This window comes from Candidatus Acetatifactor stercoripullorum, from assembly GCF_944382095.1.
Classification (GTDB): domain Bacteria; phylum Bacillota; class Clostridia; order Lachnospirales; family Lachnospiraceae; genus Acetatifactor; species Acetatifactor stercoripullorum.
The window spans coordinates 37,651-56,428 of the sequence record NZ_CALWMU010000005.1 but is presented as its reverse complement, the minus strand read 5'-3'; the positions used below and the strand labels follow the sequence as shown (position 1 = coordinate 56,428).

At 48.4% G+C, this 18,778-nt stretch carries 12 protein-coding genes; 2 read left to right on the top strand and 10 right to left on the bottom strand.

Going from position 1 to position 18,778, the window contains the following annotated elements:
* Positions 1-85: 85 nt before the first annotated feature.
* The 3 genes from SHK35_RS02575 to ileS all read right to left on the bottom strand — a co-directional run bounded on the left by SHK35_RS02575 (position 86) and on the right by ileS (position 7,280).
* A complete protein-coding gene (locus SHK35_RS02575) occupies positions 86-2,566 on the bottom strand; it encodes a glycogen/starch/alpha-glucan phosphorylase (RefSeq protein WP_442867427.1) in 2,481 nt (826 codons plus the stop codon).
* A gap of 94 nt (positions 2,567-2,660) precedes the next feature.
* The gene (locus tag SHK35_RS02570) at positions 2,661-4,040 is read right to left on the bottom strand and encodes a DUF6056 family protein (protein ID WP_318708418.1); all 1,380 of its coding nucleotides are present in this window, start codon (positions 4,038-4,040) and stop codon (positions 2,661-2,663) included.
* A gap of 87 nt (positions 4,041-4,127) precedes the next feature.
* A complete protein-coding gene (ileS, locus tag SHK35_RS02565) occupies positions 4,128-7,280 on the bottom strand; it encodes an isoleucine--tRNA ligase (protein ID WP_318708417.1) in 3,153 nt (1,050 codons plus the stop codon).
* A gap of 593 nt (positions 7,281-7,873) precedes the next feature.
* Here ileS and SHK35_RS02560 point away from each other — a divergent pair.
* Together SHK35_RS02560 and SHK35_RS02555 are read left to right on the top strand one after the other, a co-directional pair.
* The gene (locus SHK35_RS02560; RefSeq protein WP_318708416.1) at positions 7,874-9,154 is read left to right on the top strand and encodes a GGDEF domain-containing protein; all 1,281 of its coding nucleotides are present in this window, start codon (positions 7,874-7,876) and stop codon (positions 9,152-9,154) included.
* A 108-nt stretch (positions 9,155-9,262) separates the two neighbouring features.
* The gene (locus tag SHK35_RS02555; protein ID WP_318703639.1) at positions 9,263-10,717 is read left to right on the top strand and encodes a nicotinate phosphoribosyltransferase; all 1,455 of its coding nucleotides are present in this window, start codon (positions 9,263-9,265) and stop codon (positions 10,715-10,717) included.
* A gap of 38 nt (positions 10,718-10,755) precedes the next feature.
* On the opposite strand, the gene SHK35_RS02550 is transcribed toward SHK35_RS02555, so the two are convergent.
* The 7 genes from SHK35_RS02550 to SHK35_RS02520 form a co-directional block, all read right to left on the bottom strand.
* Positions 10,756-11,700 (bottom strand): glycosyl hydrolase 53 family protein, encoded by a 945-nt coding sequence (locus SHK35_RS02550; RefSeq protein WP_318708415.1) that lies wholly within the window; start codon positions 11,698-11,700, stop codon positions 10,756-10,758.
* On the bottom strand, positions 11,697-12,080 hold the full coding sequence (locus SHK35_RS02545) for a glycosyl hydrolase 53 family protein (protein ID WP_318708414.1): 384 nt from the start codon (positions 12,078-12,080) through the stop codon (positions 11,697-11,699). Before SHK35_RS02545 ends, SHK35_RS02550 begins: the two co-directional genes overlap by 4 nt.
* The gene (locus tag SHK35_RS02540; RefSeq protein WP_318708412.1) at positions 12,077-14,116 is read right to left on the bottom strand and encodes a methyl-accepting chemotaxis protein; all 2,040 of its coding nucleotides are present in this window, start codon (positions 14,114-14,116) and stop codon (positions 12,077-12,079) included. The genes SHK35_RS02545 and SHK35_RS02540 overlap by 4 nt, the downstream gene beginning before the upstream one ends.
* A 28-nt stretch (positions 14,117-14,144) precedes the next feature.
* A complete protein-coding gene (locus SHK35_RS02535; protein ID WP_318708410.1) occupies positions 14,145-14,954 on the bottom strand; it encodes a carbohydrate ABC transporter permease in 810 nt (269 codons plus the stop codon).
* Positions 14,951-15,841, bottom strand: a complete 891-nt coding sequence (locus tag SHK35_RS02530; protein ID WP_318708408.1) for a carbohydrate ABC transporter permease — start codon at positions 15,839-15,841, stop codon at positions 14,951-14,953. Before SHK35_RS02530 ends, SHK35_RS02535 begins: the two co-directional genes overlap by 4 nt.
* Positions 15,842-15,915: 74 nt before the next feature.
* A complete protein-coding gene (locus SHK35_RS02525; protein ID WP_318708407.1) occupies positions 15,916-17,277 on the bottom strand; it encodes an ABC transporter substrate-binding protein in 1,362 nt (453 codons plus the stop codon).
* Positions 17,278-17,450: 173 nt separating this feature from the next.
* Positions 17,451-18,749 carry an ABC transporter substrate-binding protein gene (locus SHK35_RS02520; RefSeq protein ID WP_318708406.1) on the bottom strand — a complete coding sequence of 433 codons (1,299 nt, stop codon included), beginning with the start codon at positions 18,747-18,749 and terminating at the stop codon, positions 17,451-17,453.
* Positions 18,750-18,778: the final 29 nt, after the last annotated feature.

The following is an 18,778-nucleotide window of genomic DNA, read 5'->3' as shown; positions in this document are numbered from 1 at the left end:
GGCTGATGCCAGAGCCATCTTTTTCAGGCTTAGTATATCAGCTTTTTCCTTTTCTGACACGTAAACTTTCGATTCTTAAGAAAGCTTAAGATTTCAGCACAACCTTATCCAGATGCCAGATTTCATCCACATACTGCTGGATTGTCCTGTCCGAGGTGAATTTTCCGGCACAGGCAACATTCAAAATAGCGCTTTTTGCCCAGCCGGCTTCGTCCCTGTAGGCCGCCTCCACTCTTTTCTGGGCCTCCGCGTAGGGCTTAAAATCCTTTAAGATAAAATAGGTGTCCGCCTTTGACGTAGAAAGAGTGTTCAGCAGAGAGTTGTACAAGGGGCGGAACAGCTCCGGATCCTGGGGCGCATAGGTGCCGTTGATCAGCTGCATAAGCACCTTTCTGATATCCTGGTCATTGTTAAAAATCTCCATGGGGTTATAGCCCCCGTGGTTTTCATAATTTATGACCTCTTCTGCGGACAGGCCGAAGATAAACGCGTTCTCCTTGCCTACCTCCTCCACGATTTCCACATTGGCCCCATCCATGGTGCCAAGAGTCAGCGCGCCGTTTAACATGAACTTCATATTGCCGGTGCCGGATGCCTCCTTGCTTGCGGTGGAAATCTGCTCCGATACATCCGCCGCTGCAAAAATAATCTCCGCATTGGACACATTGTAGTTTTCGATGAATACCACCTTTATTTTGCCGTTGATGGAGCTGTCGTTATTCACCACATCCGCTACGGAATTGATCAGCTTAATGGTCAGCTTGGCATTGCGGTAGCCTGCCGCCGCCTTTGCCCCGAAAATGAAGGTTCTGGGGAAGAAATCCATCTCGGGATGCTCCTTTAACTCGTTATAAAGATACATCACATGAAGGATATTTAAAAGCTGTCTCTTATACTCATGGAGACGCTTCACCTGCACGTCAAAGATGGATCTGGGGTCTACCTCGATCCCGTTATGCTCCATGATATATCTGGCCAGCCGCACCTTATTCTGGTACTTGATATTCATAAATTCCTGCTGGGCCTTTTTATCCTCCGCATAAATTTTCAGCCGGCCAATCTGGGGAAGGTCTGTGATCCACTCTCTTCCCACGTGATCCGTCACCCAGTCCGCCAAAAGCGGATTGGCATGGAGCAGAAATCTTCTCTGGGTAATTCCGTTGGTCTTATTGTTGAAGCGCTCAGGATACATCTCATAGAAATCCTTAAGCTCCTGGGTCTTTAGAATCTCCGTGTGCAGACGGGCCACGCCGTTTACGGAATAGCCTGCCACAATAGCCATGTGGGCCATCTTTACCTGTCCGTCGTAGATAATGGCCATCTTACGGATTTTATCCTGCACATTTACACCGGGAACCCCTTCATATTTGTGCTGGATTTCCAAAATGAACCGACGGTTGATCTCCTCCACGATCTGATAGATTCTGGGGAGCAGTCTGGAGAACAGCTCAATGGGCCACTTTTCCAATGCCTCCGCCATAATAGTGTGGTTGGTGTAGGCACAGGTCTTGGTGGTCACCTCCCAGGCCTCCTCCCAGGTAAGATAGTAATCGTCCATCAGCACCCGCATCAGCTCCGCAATGGCCACCGTAGGGTGGGTGTCGTTGAGCTGGAAGGTGACCTTCTCATGGAATCTGCGGATATCATCATGCTTTCTCATGTATTTTTCCACAGCCTCCTGCACGGATGCGGAAATAAAGAAATACTGCTGCTTTAAGCGCAGCTCCTTTCCTGCATAATGATTATCGTTGGGATAGAGAACCTCCACAATGTTTCTTGCAAGGTTTTCCTGCTCCACCGCCTTCTGATAATCTCCCTTGTCAAAGGAATCCAGCTGAAAGCACTCTACCGGCTGGGCGTCCCAGATACGAAGCGTATTTACAATACCGTTTCCATAACCCACGATAGGCAGATCATAAGGGATTGCCTTTACAGACTGATAGCCCTCCTGGGTAAACACGTTGCGCCCTCTTTCATCGGTATGTACAGCCACATAGCCGCCAAACTTTACAATCTTTGCATACTCCGGCCTGCGCAGCTCAAAAGGGTTTCCGTCCGCAAGCCAGTTGTCCGGCACCTCTACCTGGTAACCGTCTCTAATTTCCTGCTTAAACATACCATAGCGATAGCGGATGCCGCAGCCGTAGGCGGGATACCCAAGGGTAGCCAGGGAATCCAGGAAGCAGGCAGCCAGACGTCCCAGCCCGCCGTTTCCCAGCGCCGCATCCGGCTCCTGATCCTCCACGAAATTCAAATCCAGCCCAAGCTCCTCCATGGCCTCCTTGATAGGCCCATATTCCTGAAGATTAATCATATTATTGCCCAGAGCGCGTCCCATGAGAAATTCCATGGACATATAATAGACCATTTTAGGGTCTTCCTTCTCATACGCCTTCTGTGTCTCCATCCAATTTTCCACGATCTGGTCCTTAACGGCGTAGGACACTGCCTGGAAAATCTGCTGTGGGGTGGCTTCCTCCAGCGTTTTTCTGTAAAGTGTTTTCACGTTGTACAGAACGCTTTTCTTAAAAAGCTCCTTGTCAAACTGATTTCTTTTTGTGATCAACTCTCTCAAAATGCCGTCTCCTTTCCAAAATCCCTCAATTCTTTTCAGAATCGTTTTCATTATAACAAATTTCCGCTTTCTTTCCAACTTCTTTTTACAACAGATTTCCTAAAATGCAGATTCCCAGATAACATGCCCCTGCTCCCTTCAGAAAAGTTCCGGGCTTTTGCCCCAAAAAATACTGCAGGTTTCTCAGGGTGACAATCAAGATGGCTGCGGAACAATAAATGGCCGTTCTGTCCCCGGAAGCGTAAAGAGTGGGAGAAAAGCCCACAATCACTCTGGACAAAAGGCCTGCTCCCAGAATCAAAAGCTGGAATCCGGTTTCCCTGCTCTTTCCGTAAAGAAGGGCTATGGTCAGGGCCACACAGGCCATCACAGCCAGATACACAAGGGTCTGAAACACAATGAGCTGTGTGGAAAAATAGGATAACCCCGGAAGCTGCCTGTTCTGGACAAGCACCCCCACGCCGTCTCTGCCTCTTGTAAGAATCCCGGAATCCAGCAGGAAATTTCCAAGATGTCCCACGCCCCAGTAAAAGGCCAGAGGGCACAGGCTTATGAAAAACAGGAGCCGTTTCTTTTTTTTCCCGGTCAGGCTTTTCCTTGCCCCAAGTACCGTCAGAAACAATCCCCCCGCCAAAAGACCGAATAGATAGCTTACCTGCTCATGTCCGGCAGCCAGATAGTAATGGCCCGTCTCAAGAAAGCCCATCCAGAGCTTTTCATATGCAGAAAAGGAGGCAAACTCCGGAAAAAAACGCTCAGTCTCGGAGATTGTCCGCTCGCCATTGCCCGGCGCCCACAGAATAAAGAGAAGGGAAAGCACCACAAGCCCAAGCTGTACGAAATAAAAAGGGGAAAGCTTCCTTTTTTCCGCAAGCAGATACAGCCCCATTACCAGATAAGCCCCCAGCAAAACAGCCCCCATCTGCTCCATGTTTGCCCCATACAGCACACACAAGGGGCAGATTATGTATTCCGCAGGCGGACATTTTTCCCCCTTCAGCCAATGCTTCAAGGGCCGCAAGGCCACAAGACCCAGGGTCAGAGTCCACAGATAATTCACCGTAGTGGTGATCCATCCGGCGCTGCTTAAGGAAAAAAAGGGCACCGTCCACAGCATGGCAAAAAACAATATCTGTGCCTGCAGCTTTTTTTCCGTTCCAAACAAATCTGCCGTAATCCACACAAGAAGCAGGAGCATTAACACATCCAAAATACGCCACACCCAGGGGGAAACCGCAGTAAGGGGCAGCATCACGGCCTCAATCACCACCCGGGAGGACCATTTCAAATAGCGCTCCTGTAAAAATGCAAAAAGGGGCTGTTTTCCCCATATCCCGGCGTAGGTCACATCGTCGCCGAAATCTGGACGGATCAGAGCATGGGCCAGTAAAAGGAGCAGGGCAAAGCCTCCAAAGGCCAGCCATTCATATAGAATATTGTTCTGCAGATGATCTCTTTTGTTCATTTTCCCTCATTCGTTTCCTTCCTGTTAAAAAACGCCGCCCCTTGTGGCAGTTCTACGCAGAAAGCTGTCCCAAGGGGCGTTTCCCAATTAAATCTTTTCTATGGAAATTACCACATTTTCTCCATTTACATTCCACTCCCTGGAAACGGCATAGCCCGCCTCTTTTGTAAACCCATCCGCCAATACCTTTGTACAGATAGCGTCACGGTTTCTCTCGGCAATGGCTGAGAGCCTGTCGTTTCCGCTTAAGGATACTCTGATATGATCCATCACCTCAAATCCCGCATCCTTACGCATGGTCTGTATTTTACTGATGATCTCGTACACAAAGCCTTCCTCCACCAGCTCATCGGTGAGATTGGTGTCTAACACCACCGTCATGCGGTTATCCTCCTGAGACACATAGCCCTCCTTCTGGGACACATCGATCAGAAGGTCCTCTTTGGAAAGCTCCACAGCGGCACCGTCAATGTCAAAGGACAGCCTGCCGTCCCTGTTGAGCGCATCCATGGCCTCATTGCCGGAGAGGGCCGCCAGCGTTTTCTGGATGCCGCCCAGCAGCCTGCCATACTTGGGCCCCACCGTCCGCAGCTGGGGCTTAAAGGTATAAGAGGTAAAGTCTCTCACATCATCAGTGAATATAACCTCTTTTACATTTAATTCATCCGCTATGATATCCTTGTAAAAATCACTGAGGGTGAAGTCCGCCTTCACATACATTTTGCTCACAGGCTGGCGGTTTTTGATATTGGCCTCATTTCTGCAGGCTCTTCCCATAACCACCGCATCCAGCACCTCTTCCATGCTCTCCTCCAGCTTCCTGTCGATAAAGGCTTCCTCCACAGCCGGGAAATCGCACAGATGGATACTCTCCGGAGCGTCCTGATCCACGCTTCTCACCAGATTCTGGTAAATCTCCTCCGTCATAAAGGGAATCATGGGCGCCGCCGCCTTACAGATGGTCACCAGAGCAGTGTACAGCGTCATGTAGGCATTGATCTTGTCCTGCTCCATCCCCTTGGCCCAGAATCTTTCACGGCTTCTTCTCACGTACCAGTTGCTCATTTCGTCCACAAAATCCTGCAGAACCTTTCCGGCCTCGGGAATACGGTACTGGTCAAGGTTTTTGTCCACCTGGCCTACAACAGTGTTAAGTCTGGACAAGAGCCACTTATCCATCACAGTCAGCTTATCATATTCCAGCGTATATTTGGAAGCGTCAAAGCCGTCAATATTGGCATACAGCACAAAGAAGGCGTAGGTATTCCAAAGGGTGCCCATAAATTTGCGCTGCCCCTCCTGCACTGCCTTGCCGGAAAAGCGCTTGGGCAGCCAGGGAGCCGAGCTTGTATAGAAATACCAGCGGATGGCGTCTGCGCCGTAGGTCTCCAGCGCCTCAAAGGGGTCTACCGCATTGCCCTTGGATTTACTCATTTTCTGACCGTTTTCATCCTGCACATGCCCCATGACAATAACGTTCTTGTATGGCGCCTTGTTAAACAGCAGAGTAGACTCCGCCAGCAAGGAATAAAACCAGCCTCTGGTCTGGTCCACCGCCTCAGAAATAAAATCTGCGGGAAACTGTTTCTCGAACAGCTCCTTATTCTCAAAGGGATAGTGATGCTGTGCAAAGGGCATGGCTCCGGAGTCAAACCAGCAGTCAATCACCTCCGGCACACGCTTCATCTGCTTTCCGCATTTAGGGCAGGTGATGGTGATTTCATCAATGTATGGCCGATGGAATTCCACGGTCTTTGCCCTTTCATCTCCGCTCATCTCACACAGCTCCTGCCTGCTGCCGATGGAGTGCATATGGCCGCACTCACACTCCCAGATATTTAAGGGTGTGCCCCAGTAACGGTTGCGGGAAATTCCCCAGTCCTGGATATTCTCCAGCCAGTTGCCAAAGCGTCCCTCTCCGATGGATGCAGGAATCCAGTTGATGGTCTGGTTGTTGCGCACCAGATCGTCTCTGACGGCGGTCATTTTAATAAACCAGGACTCTCTTGCATAGTAAATTAACGGCGTATCGCATCTCCAGCAGAAGGGATAATCGTGTTCAAATTTAGGAGCGGCAAACAGCTTTCCTTCCTTGTCCAAATCCTTTATGATCTCCGGGTCTGCGTCCTTTACAAATTTTCCAGCGTAGGGCGTCTCCTGGGTCATATCGCCCTTGCCATCCACAAACTGCACAAAGGGCAGGTCATAGGCTCTTCCCACTCTCGCGTCGTCCTCGCCGAAGGCAGGCGCTGTGTGCACAATGCCGGTACCGTCCGTCATGGTTACATAGGTATCGCAGGTGATATAATGCCCTTTTTTGTTCTGTTTTGCGGCAGCCTTTCCCGCACAGTCAAAGAGAGGCTCATATTCCCGGTATTCCAGGTCTTTCCCGCTGTAGGTTTCCAGAATCTCATAGGCCGCCTCTCCCTCCTTGGCAAGAGGCCCCAATACTTTGTCCAAAAGCGCCTGGGCCATGTAGTAGGTATAACCGTCCGCCGCCTTGGCCTTTACATAGGTTTCCTCAGGGTTCACACACAAGGCCACATTGGAAGGAAGGGTCCAGGGCGTTGTGGTCCACGCCAGAAAATAAGCGTCCTCTCCCACTGCCTTAAAGCGTACTACCGCCGAACGCTCCTTAACCGCTTTGTAGCCCTGGGCCACCTCGTGGCTGGACAGAGGCGTACCGCAGCGGGGACAGTAGGGTACAATCTTAAAGCCCTTGTAAAGAAGCCCCTTATCCCATATTGTCTTTAAAGCCCACCACTCGGACTCAATATAATCGTCGTGATAGGTCACATAGGGATTGTCCATGTCGGCCCAAAAGCCTACCGTGCGGGAGAAATCCTCCCACATTCCCTTGTATTTCCACACGCTCTCCTTGCATTTGTCGATAAAAGGCGCCAGTCCGTATGCCTCAATCTGCTCCTTGCCGTCCAGGCCCAGCTGCTTTTCCACCTCCAGCTCCACAGGAAGGCCGTGGGTATCCCATCCCGCTTTTCTGGGCACCATATATCCCTTCATGGTACGGTATCTGGGAATCATATCCTTTATGGTACGAGTTTCCACATGGCCGATATGGGGCTTCCCGTTTGCGGTAGGCGGGCCGTCATAAAAGGTGTAGGTGGGCCCTTCCTTTCTTGTCTCCATGCTTTTTTCAAAAATCCTGTTTTCTTCCCAAAATTTCTCTACGTTTTTTTCACGCTCCACGAAGTTTAGATTGGTAGATACCTGTCTGTACATTGTGTTTTTCCTTTCCTAATGAGTGACAGGCGCCTGCGAAACTCGCTTTCAAAGCCACAGACCTGGTCATAATAACCAAAAACGGGTTCCGCAATTACCTGCTTAATAAATGAAATGCTTTTTGTCTCTGCTGCGCTGCGTAAAAAAGGCTTCGTCCTGTAATAGGACGAAGCCTGAATCTTCGCTGACCACCTGTTACATCATACGTTTCCGTTTTGGAAGCCCGGCCTTTCACAGCACAAGGCCCTGCGCCCGAAAAAGACGGAAGTGATATGGCTTCCCGTAACGGAGGAATGCCGTCTGAAACTACTGGCACGGCTGTCCTGGGACTGCCTTCGTTGGTTTCAGCTGCTCGGAAGTGATTTTCCCCGCCTTTCTACTGGTACCGGTCTTTCACCCTCACCGGCTCGCTTTGACTTTCCAAATGCGGCTACTGTCTTCGTCATGGCATTTTTCGGTTGCTATTATCATATAGCCTGCTTTGGAAAATGTCAATACTTCCACTTATTTTTGTTGCGTTTCCGGCTTAAAATAGGTATACTTATAACAGAAAGCACTATTGTCAGACATCTTGGCGAAAGGGGGTTCCTTACATGAAGTCGTTAAACACAAAAAGCAAAATTTCGTACTCTTTGCTGGCAATCAACACCATTCCCTTGATTTTACTGGGTATTCTGATTATGTTTTTAAGCTCCGGCTGGTTTTCCAATGCGATGTATGGAGAGATCGAGGTGGAGCTAAAAAGCGTAGCCTCCACCATCATCACCATGCTGGACACCGCATATCCCGGAGATTACGAGCTGAGAGGAGAAACCGTCTACGATTTCTATAAGGGGGAGCACAACCTGTCAAACGACACCCCGCTGATTGATCATATAAAAGAGGAAACCGGCCTGGAAATTACTATTTTTTACGAGGACGTACGCATTCTCACCACCCTCCGTGACTTAAACGGGCAGCGTATCACAAACACCGCCGCCTCCGAAACCATACGAGACGAGGTGCTGCTTGCTGAGGAGTCCCATTTTTACGATAACGCCATGATTAACGGCACCGGTTATTTTTCCTATTACACTCCCCTGTACAATTCCGACAACACCGCAGCAGGTATCCTTTTTGTAGGAAAACCCCGGGAAAATGTGGATGCTGCCGTGGAAAGCGCCGTCTATCCCCTTCTTGCCGCAGACATTCTCTGCGCCGTTATCATTGCCGCCATTAACTTTATCTACAATAAGAAGCTGGCCCAGGGACTTTTGAAAATACACAGCTTTATGTCCGAGGTTTCCGCAGGGAATCTTTCCGCCAGGCTGGACCCTTCCGTGCTGAGACGAGGCGACGAGCTTCAGGAGATCGGATATTCCGCCATTCATATGCAGCGTACACTGACCACCATGATTGATCAGGATTCCCTGACGGAGCTTTTAAACCGCCGCAGTGCTGACCGCAGGCTGCGCCAAATCATCGCCAATTCCGTAAAAGAGCACACCCCTTTCTGCGTGGCCATTGGAGATATTGATTTCTTCAAGCGGGTAAACGACACCTACGGCCATGAGTGCGGTGATCTGGTGCTGAAAAATATTGCCGCCTGCCTGAAGCGCCATATGGCCGGGAAGGGCTTTGCAGCGCGCTGGGGCGGAGAGGAATTTCTTCTGGTATACGATCATATGGACGTCCGCGAGGCATACAGATACCTGCAGCGGCTCAACTTTGAAATTCACGATCTGGACAGCTGTTTTGACGGAAGGACTGTCCGCATCACCATGACCTTTGGTCTTGTTCCAGGAGACACCGACGATATTTCCCAGCTGCTGCGCAACGCAGATCAAAAGCTCTATGACGGAAAAGCTGCAGGACGCGACTGTATCATGTGCTAAGCCCTTGCTTTTTTGTTTGGATTGGTATATGATAACAGAAAATTTACACCTGTCTTGTCAGACAGGGCGCAGCATGTGCCGGAAGCTCCGGCCGGAATGAGAGGGATTATGGACAGACAAAATCTAACCTTACTGACAGACCTTTACGAGCTCACTATGATGCAGGGCTATTTCAAAAATAAGGACCGCAATGAAACCGTTATTTTTGATGCCTTCTACCGCACCAACCCCTGTGGCGGAGGGTATGCCATCAGCGCCGGACTGGAGCAGGTGATTCAGTATATCAAGGAGCTTCATTTTGACCAGGAGGACATTGCCTATCTGGCCTCCTTGGGAATTTTTGAGGAGGATTTTCTTTCTTACCTGAAGGATTTCCAATTTTCCGGCGACATTTACGCCATACCCGAGGGAACCGTTATGTTTCCCAGAGAGCCCGTGGTAAAGGTAATTGCGCCCATTATGGAGGCGCAGCTGGTGGAGACAGCCATTTTAAACATCGTCAATCATCAAAGCCTCATTGCCACCAAGGCGGCCAGAGTCTGCTATGCCGCCAGAGGAGACGGTATTATGGAATTCGGCCTGCGCCGGGCCCAGGGGCCGGACGCAGGAATTTACGGGGCGCGTGCGGCAGTGATCGGAGGCTGCATCGGCACCAGCAATGTACTGGCAGGACAGCTTTTTGACATTCCCGTAAAGGGCACCCATGCCCACAGCTGGATCATGAGCTTTCCGGATGAGTATACGGCCTTTAAGGCTTATGCCGATATGTATCCCCATGCCTGTATTCTTCTGGTGGACACCTACGATACCTTAAAGTCAGGAGTTCCCAATGCCATCCGGGTCTTTCAGGAAATGCGTGACGCCGGGATTCCCCTTACTTATTATGGTATCCGTCTTGACAGCGGCGATTTGGCATATCTGTCCAAAAAGGCCCGGAAAATGCTGGACGCCGCCGGTTTTACCGACGCGGTGATTTCTGCCTCCAATGATCTGGATGAGTTTTTGATTGACAGCCTGAAGGTTCAGGGTGCTGCCATCACCTCCTGGGGCGTAGGCACAAACCTGATTACCTCCAAGGATAATCCCTCCTTTGGAGGTGTATACAAGCTTGCCGCCATCAAGGGAGAGGACGGCAGCTTCATTCCCAAGATCAAGCTTTCCGAAAATACGGAGAAGGTTACCAACCCAGGCAACAAGATGATCTACCGTATCTATGAAAAGGACAGCGGCAAGATCAAGGCCGATTTGATCTGTCTTGTGGATGAGGTTTACAGAGAAGAGGACGATCTTTTGCTGTTCGATCCCTTAGAGCCCTGGAAAAAGACAAAATTAAAGGGCGGCTCTTATACGCTGCGCCCTATTATGAAGCAGATTTTTAAGAATGGGAAATGCTGTTATACTTCTCCCAGTGTCATGGATATCAGAGCGTACTGCAAACAGGAATTGGATACGCTCTGGGATGAGACAAGACGTCTGGTAAATCCGCACCAGGTTTATGTGGATTTATCGAAAAAGCTTTATGATATCAAGATTCAGCTTTTGGATCAGATGAGTGAAAAATAAAAAAGTGCCGTGAGCACTTTTTTATTTTTCACTGATTATTACTGAACAACCTGTATGAGCCACTTCTGGTTGTCATCCTCCACATCCGGCAGCTGTACGCACAGTCCACCTTCCAAGGCAGAGTTCCCCGACATTCCCAGAACCATTCCGCTGTTTCTGTTGATGATTTTGTAATAACCGTCTGTCGTTTCCTCAAGACACCACATCTGATTCCACCCTCCGTTATAGGTGTATTGAATACATGCCGCCCCCGAAGCCGTGGAAAGCCCGTTGATATCCAACACCCTTCCGGAATTTTTATTTACTATCTTATAATATCCGTCCTCAACCTCCACAAACTGCCATTTCTGACTGTCCCATTCACTGTATTCATACTGTTCAATATCTGCGGCATCAGACTTGGAGCCTCCAGCTACATTTAAAGCCATATCCGAATTTTTATTTTGAATTTTATAATACCTTACCGCATTGGGGAAAATTTCATAAGCGGATTTTTCAAAAGCAGTTACTGCATTTGTAAACCTTAGCGTCTTACTGCTTATCTGCTGTGTCATTCCCAAAGGATATCCATCTGGCAGAATATTGGAATTTGCTTCCGGTTCCCACCAGTAGACCCCCAGGCCCTTTCCTTCAGGAACAGAATGAACCGCATCAATTACGGCCTGCACAAGCTCATAACTGCCGGCGGCGTCTGCTTCGTCTGCCCCAATTTCACAGACCATCACTTCTTTTCCATATCTTTGCGCCATATCAGTGAGATTATACGCCAGATCGTCAATCGTATTTTCAAAGCTGCTTCCGATCCAGTAGGGATAATAGGACATTCCAATTACATCTGTTTTTCCCCCATATGTATTCAAAAAATTGTCAAAAAACCAGCGGAAGGTTTCATTATTCTGTCCGTTTGCCAGATGAGTGACTACTTTGGAGTTTGGGCTTACCGCCTTTACCGCATCATATCCGCTGTTCAGTAATCCCGTCAACTGTTCAAAGTTATTGCTGCTGCCATAAGGAAGAAGAATCCCGCATCCTTTGCACGCTGTGCCATGTAAAGCAGTCCGGTGGTATCGCAATATCCCAATATGCACTCCGTACCATCATTTTTCGTCCACTGGAAGGTAGACGGCGGCCGAACAAAAACTCTCAGTCTGATGGAATCTACTCCGTGTTCCTTCAATATTTCCAATACATCGCCCGTGCTTCCATCCACATCCTGCCAAGTATACCCGGATGCCTCCAGCTGGCTTAGCCACCCTACATCCGCCCCATAAGCAATATCCTGCGCATAAGCCTGTAGAGGAAACACAAACGCCAATACTACAGCAGCCAAGCTAAGCCCCATCCTCTTAAAAATCCTTCTCATATACCTTCTTCTCCTTTTTGCATCTTAAACTGCCGCAACGCCTCTTCCAGCTCCATAACCTGCTTTTGCATTTTATTTGACAACAGTGTCAGTTTTTTCACCTCCTCTTCCTGCAGCAAGGTCCTTTCATTTACTGTTCCAACCGACTCTGCCGCCTTCTGGGTCACCTTCGAAATGCTTTCCATGCTTTTTAACGCCGCTTCCTTTTGGGTTCCCATGCTCACAGCGCTGTCTGTTATCAAAGAAACCTTTTCCATCAGCTGCTTTAGCTGACTTAGCATATCAGAGAAAGCATTCATCGCATTGTCCACCGATTCATCCTGTCTTCCTATAATTTCCTCCGCCTGCCCCGCAGTCTGCACCACCGCAAGGGTGGTATCTGAAATGTCCCCTACAATATTGCCAATTTCCTGGGTTGCCGTCATCGTCTGATCCGCCAGCTTTCGAATTTCCTCTGCAATCACCGAAAACCCCTTCCCTTGCTCCCCGGCCTTGGCCGATTCTATAGAGGCGTTTAGAGACAACAATGCCGTTTCATCTGCAATTCCATAGACCGCGTGGATAATCTGGTGGATTTTTTCTGATTTTTCCTGCAGCTGTCTGATGGACTCCAGGATGCTGTAGGTAATCCGGGAGGTTTCTTTTGCCCTCTTCTTTAAAGAATCAATAGCTTCCCCGCTGTTTTGGATATAGGTCTTTGTGTTCTCTGTGATGGTTCCGATATCCCGGGCCTTCTCTGCCACCTCGCCAATCTGCTCTGCCAGTCCCTCCAGCCGCATACAGCAGGAGGCAGTATCCTTTGCCTGATTGGACATTCCCTCCTCCAGACTTCCCATGACGTCCGTAATAAGCCTGGTAGCTTCCTTTATGGAAAAAGAGGAGGCGTTTACCAGGTTTGCAGAATCCGACACCCCTCCCCCCAGCTTCTTGATTCTGGAAAGCAGTGCCGAGACACCATCCAGCATCCTGTTCATCTGGTCGGAAAGCCGGGCGAACTCCTTTTCCCCTCTGACCTGCATCCGCACATCCATATTCCCTTGTGCAATCAGGTTCATATTCTGAACCATATGCTGCACCGTCCGCTTCATTCCAAGAGAAATCCCCAGCGCAATTACAAGGGCAAGCACACTGGAAGCAAGCAGCGCCCCTACGGTCACATATTGGATTCCTGACACCTGGCTGGACAGCAGCTCGTTCGGAATCAACACACAGGCCATGGCCCTGGTATCCCCGATCCTTCGATAAATAAACAGATTCCCTGTTCCTCCAAAGACCACGTCCTCAATTGTGCCGCTTTTGTCCCCTCCGCCAACTGCAGTCTGATAAAACTCTGATTCATACAGACCCTCTAAGGAGCCGCCGTCCTGACGAATCACTCTTCCGTCTTCTGTCACAAACACAACGCTGCTGCCCTCCCCGGGAACCGCCTTTTCCAAAATCTCCTGGATAACCTCTTTATCGATGTCGATTAAAACAGCCGCGTCCGTCCTGTAAAACTGCTTCACCATCCTGACGGCATAGCTGTCTTTGTCCACGCCGAACATATCATCTATTTCCGGAATCTGGCCAAACCACAAAAAGGATTGACTCTCGGCCAGCGCCTCCTGCCCCTGTGCCGTCTCCAAGAAGGCGGAATATGTTTTTTCCAAAGATTTACTCTCAGTAGAAAGGGAGGGGGCCTGATCTGAAAGCAGATACAGGTTGCTGATAAATAAGTCTGCGCTCGCCTTATTAATCAGCGCCGTCCGGGTTCTGCTGTAATAGGATATCTGATCTCCTTGGGACATCCTGCCGCTTAGGTAGTTTCCCATTTCCGCGTCCGCCAGATAGGTCACAGCCTGTGCAGAGGCATTTTCAAGGCCATACTCTATGTACTCTCCAAGCATATCTAAGGACTGCATGGCAGAGGCCTTATAGCTTTCCATAATAGCCCTTGCCGCTACCGTATAGGATAAAAGCCCTACTACAAGAATACACACTGCCAGTACGCCGTAGGACAGCAAAAGCTTTGTGGTTATGTTAATTTTCTTTCCCACCTTTTTCCTCACATTCTTCTGTTCCCCATCAGCCCTTTACTGCTCCCACAATACCGTTCGCAAAGCTCCTCTGCAATACCAGAAACAGAATTCCTGTGGGGAGAGAGCAGATCAGCACACCCAGCATCAGCACACCATAATCTATGCTGTAGCCCACCGAAAGATTGGCCACCATCATGGGCATGGTCTGGGATGTGCCAGACATCATGATAACCCTGGGCCATAGGTAATTGTTCCAAGCGTTCATAAAGGTCACTGTCATTGCCGCAGCATAGGTAGATTTCATGGTTGGCATAAATATAGTCGCAAATATTCTCAATTCCCCTAATCCATCAATTCTGGCCGCCTCTATAATCTCTGTTGGAAAAGATCTGGCGCTCTGGCGAAACAACATAATCAAAAACGGTGTGGAAATCGTAGGCAGCACATACGCCACCCACGTGCTCTGCAGATGCAGCCCTGTAAACATTTTAAACAGCGGAATCAGCGTTGCCGCAAAGGGCACCATCATGGCAAGCAGCAGAATGGACATCAGTCTGTCTTTTGCCTTGTCATGGTATATTTCAAACCCGTAACCGGCAATGGAGCAGACCACTAAGGAAAGCAAGCTTAAAACGCTGGAGTAAAACAGAGAATTTCCAAATGCCCTTCCCACATTCTGCTGTTCCAGCAGTTTTTCAAGATTATTGAATAAATTCACGCCAAAAATCAGCCTGCCGCCCAGGATATCCGTGCTATTGTTGGTAGCCGCCGCGATCATCCAGTACAGGGGAAACACCGAGAGAAAGGAAACTACGGTCAAAACAGCATACGCCGCCAGATTTTTCAATTTTCTCATCTCTTATCACCTACTTTCATCTGAATAAACGACAATATGGCAACCAGTATAAATATCACATATGACATGGCGGCAGCATATCCAAATTGAGGATTGTATTCAAAGGAGGCTTTGAAAATGTAGTGGGACATTGTCAACGTGGAATTAGCCGGACCGCCGTTTGTGAGATTTACGGATTCATCAAACAGCTGCAGCGTTCCATTGATGGACATAATTGTGGTCAAAAGAATCGTTGGCCTAAGCAGCGGCACTGTAATTTTCATAAACACCTTTACAGGCCCTACCCCGTCAATTCTCGCCGCTTCATATAAGGAATCATCTATATTTTGAAGCCCGGCCAGATAAAAGACCATATTATAGCCGGTCCAACGCCAGATTAACGCGATAATAAGAATCACCTTCGCCGTTTCCACCTGCCCCAGCCAGTTGATTCTGGAGCTGATCAGCCCCATGTTCAGCAGAATCGTATTGATATACCCATCGTAGGCAAATAATGTCTTGAAAATAATAGAGTAGGAAACAAGCGCCGTACAGCAAGGCAGGAAAATTGCCGTTCTGAAAAACGCCTTACATTTTAAATCCTTTTTATTTAACAGGGAAGCCAGAACAATGGCCAGAAAAAGCATAATCGGAACCTGAATAATCAGATAAAAAAAGTTATTTGTCAGCGCCGTCCTGAAAACGGAATCCTCCAGCAGCCTCTTATAGTTGCTCAGTCCGCCCCACACCTGGTTATTGCCGATGCCTGTTTTAAAAGAAAGTATCAGCGCCTGGATCATGGGATAAAAGTTCATGGCAAAAATAAGCAATGTTGCCGGAAGCAGAAACACCCAGCCTGTAATATTATATTTTTGATTTACGGTTAAAGATTTTTTTGGGGAGCTCATACTTATTCCTTTCTCCAAAAAATATCCGAAGGATTGCCAAAGCCTTCAATCCTTCGGATAGTAATCGGTCAATCCTACTGTCCAATATTGAATTCCACAGTGGCCTGTGCTTCGGCAATCGCAGAATCTAAATCGGTGGTTCCGCCAAGTACATTCGCAAGAGCCACACCCAATGCTTCCTTTTCCTCCGACCAGTAAATTCCCTTGTTCACTGTAGGAATCATGCTGCCGTATGATACAATCTTGGAGTAAATCGCCTCCCCGCCAAAGTAATCGGAGGTTTGATTATAGGCCTCACTGTCCGCAGCCGGAAGATAGGTTGCAATAGCGCCCAGGTCTGTCAATATCCTGTCATAAAATTCAGTGCTTCCTGCCCATGTGGTGTTAAAAAAGTCAACTGCCAGATCGTAGTTGCTGCATGTTGAGGAAATCGCCCATGTAGAGCCGCCCTGTGCAGAATAATTGGCTGCCCCATCATAATCATTTAGCTTAGGCATATTGGTTACGGCCCAGTTGCCTTCCTGCTCTGCCTGATCGGTAGACATGATCGTCGCACAAATCCAGGAGCCATTAATGGTTCCCACTACAGTTCCGTTATTAATAGAGCCCTGATAGCCCGACCAGTCCGTCTGTTCCTGAAGAATTCCTTTTTGAACCAATTCCATATATATGTTCATGGCATATTTTAAGCCGTCATTGTCCACAAGGGCAATATTCCCCTGCTCGTCAAAAACAGAAATGCCGGCGGACTGCAGAATCATATTCAAAAGATCCGGTTCTCCCTGTACATTGGTAAGCATAGGCATACCGGTCTTGGCCAGCACATCCTCACCGATCGCAATAAACTCATCCCAAGTGATATCAGTCAGGTCATCAATGGTATAGCCTGCCTGTTCCAGATAGTCTGTTCTGTAGCATGCGATTACTGTGTTGCTGTCATAGGGCACACCGTAATTTCTTCCGCCGCTTACCGAATTCGCCACCTTAGAGGCCGCGAAATCAGAAAAATTAATTCCCGAATCTGTCAGGTCTGCAAATACCTCGGGATAATTCTGCAGATACTTTGCAAATACCTGATCGTCCATTAAGAAAATATCCGGAAGAGCGTTCAGTTCTCCGCTCATGGCATAGGTCTGTACCAGAGTCTGGATATCGCTTGAAACAGTCTCTACCACATCGATTTTTACACCCGGATGATCCGCTTCATAAATCTCTCCCGCCGTCTTCATGGCGTCCACGTTAAAGGAATCCCAGCACCACACCGTCAAGGTCTGCTCCTGCGTGGCTTCCGCCCCTTCCTGTGAGCCGCTCTCCGACACCTGCGTACTCTGCTGCGCTGCTTCACCGGAAGAAGTGGTTTCTTCTGTCTGGCCGCAGGCTGCGAAAGATACCGCCATAGCAGCCGTTAAAAGCGCTGTGATGATTTTTGTCTTCATAAAATAAACCTCCCATATATATGTTTTTGCTTTTGTAGTCTTATTCTAGCATTGGCGGGAGCGTTTCAAGTAGAAATATCTTTGTACTTTTTTTTCAGAATTTAGGAAACAAACAATTTGATTTGCACTTTTTTTATTTTTTTTCAAATAATTAGGAAAAGCAGTGATGAGACTTATTCTCTCACCACTGCTTCCGCCTTCATCTGCACCTTCTGCAGGCATTGCTCCAAATTTCCGTCAATCAGGGCCTCCTGAAATTCTTCCTCTAAAATATCTTCAATTTCATAGGTTTTACTGCCGTAATTTACCGTTTGGATTTCATCGGCCATCCCTGTAAGCAGTTTTGTCACCTGCTGATTCCCAAAGAAAGGGTCCTCCGCTTCATAGTTGGTAAAAACAGAGGGATTCTTTACTGCCGGCACAATGCCGATCTCGCTGATCAGCCTGTCTGTAAATTCATCATTTTCACCAAACATAGAAACCATAAACTCCGTGGCCGCCTGACTGTTTCGAGAGTTTTTTAGTATGTACCAAGCACTGCCGCCCACGTTAGAGGCGGCAGCCGCATTCTCATTCTGCGCTACAATGGGAATCGGCGCCACCCGCCACAATCCCGCTTGTTCCTGATTTTCCTTAATACTGGAAATAATCCATCCGCCGCTTAAAACAGTGGCGACCTCCCCCTTTTGAAAGGCCGATATGAATTCATTCCATCCATTTACGCTTTTTCCGATATTACATGACAGCAGTTCCCGGTAAATCTCCAGAGACTGTTTTAATGCTTCATTTTCTTGAACATCTACAGTGCGGCCGTCCTGCTTTACATACCAGCTTCCATTGCTCTGCATAATAAGCCGCACCAGAGGGAAATCCGTGGGGTCTAATGTAAGCATGGGAATTCCCGTTTCCGCATAAACGTTCCTCCCAATTTCCATATACTCATCCCAGGTCAAATCCTGCATATCCGCTTCGGTATATCCTGCCTTTTTTATAATATCTATCCTGTAAAAAAGAGCGGCGGTTCCGCTGTCAAAGGGAATTCCATACATCCGGCCATTTCTGGAGCACAGCTTCACCTTGAAATCTGCAAATTTGTCATAGTCAATCTCATCCGTCAAATCCACAAATTCATCCTCATACAGCACCAACACCTGCTGAACATCATAGTCCTCAATCATAATGATATCCGGCAGATTTTCATATAGTCCGGCTGACAAAATATTCTGGGTCTGTGCAAGGATTTCCTCCCTTTCCTTAGTCTCTATCAGAATCTGTACGTCCTCATTCTCTTTTTGGTATTCTGCTGCCGCCATCCGTGCCGCTTTTATATTAAAGGTATCGTCCCAGGCCCAGATAACGATTTCCTGGGCTTTGCTTTCCTGTTCCCGGGGCGCCGCTTCACCGCCGCATCCTGACAGAGAAAACATCCATACAGATATCCAAAGCAAGACAAGTTTATGTATCCTCTTCATCTTTTTCACTCCATTCATGCAGACAGCGC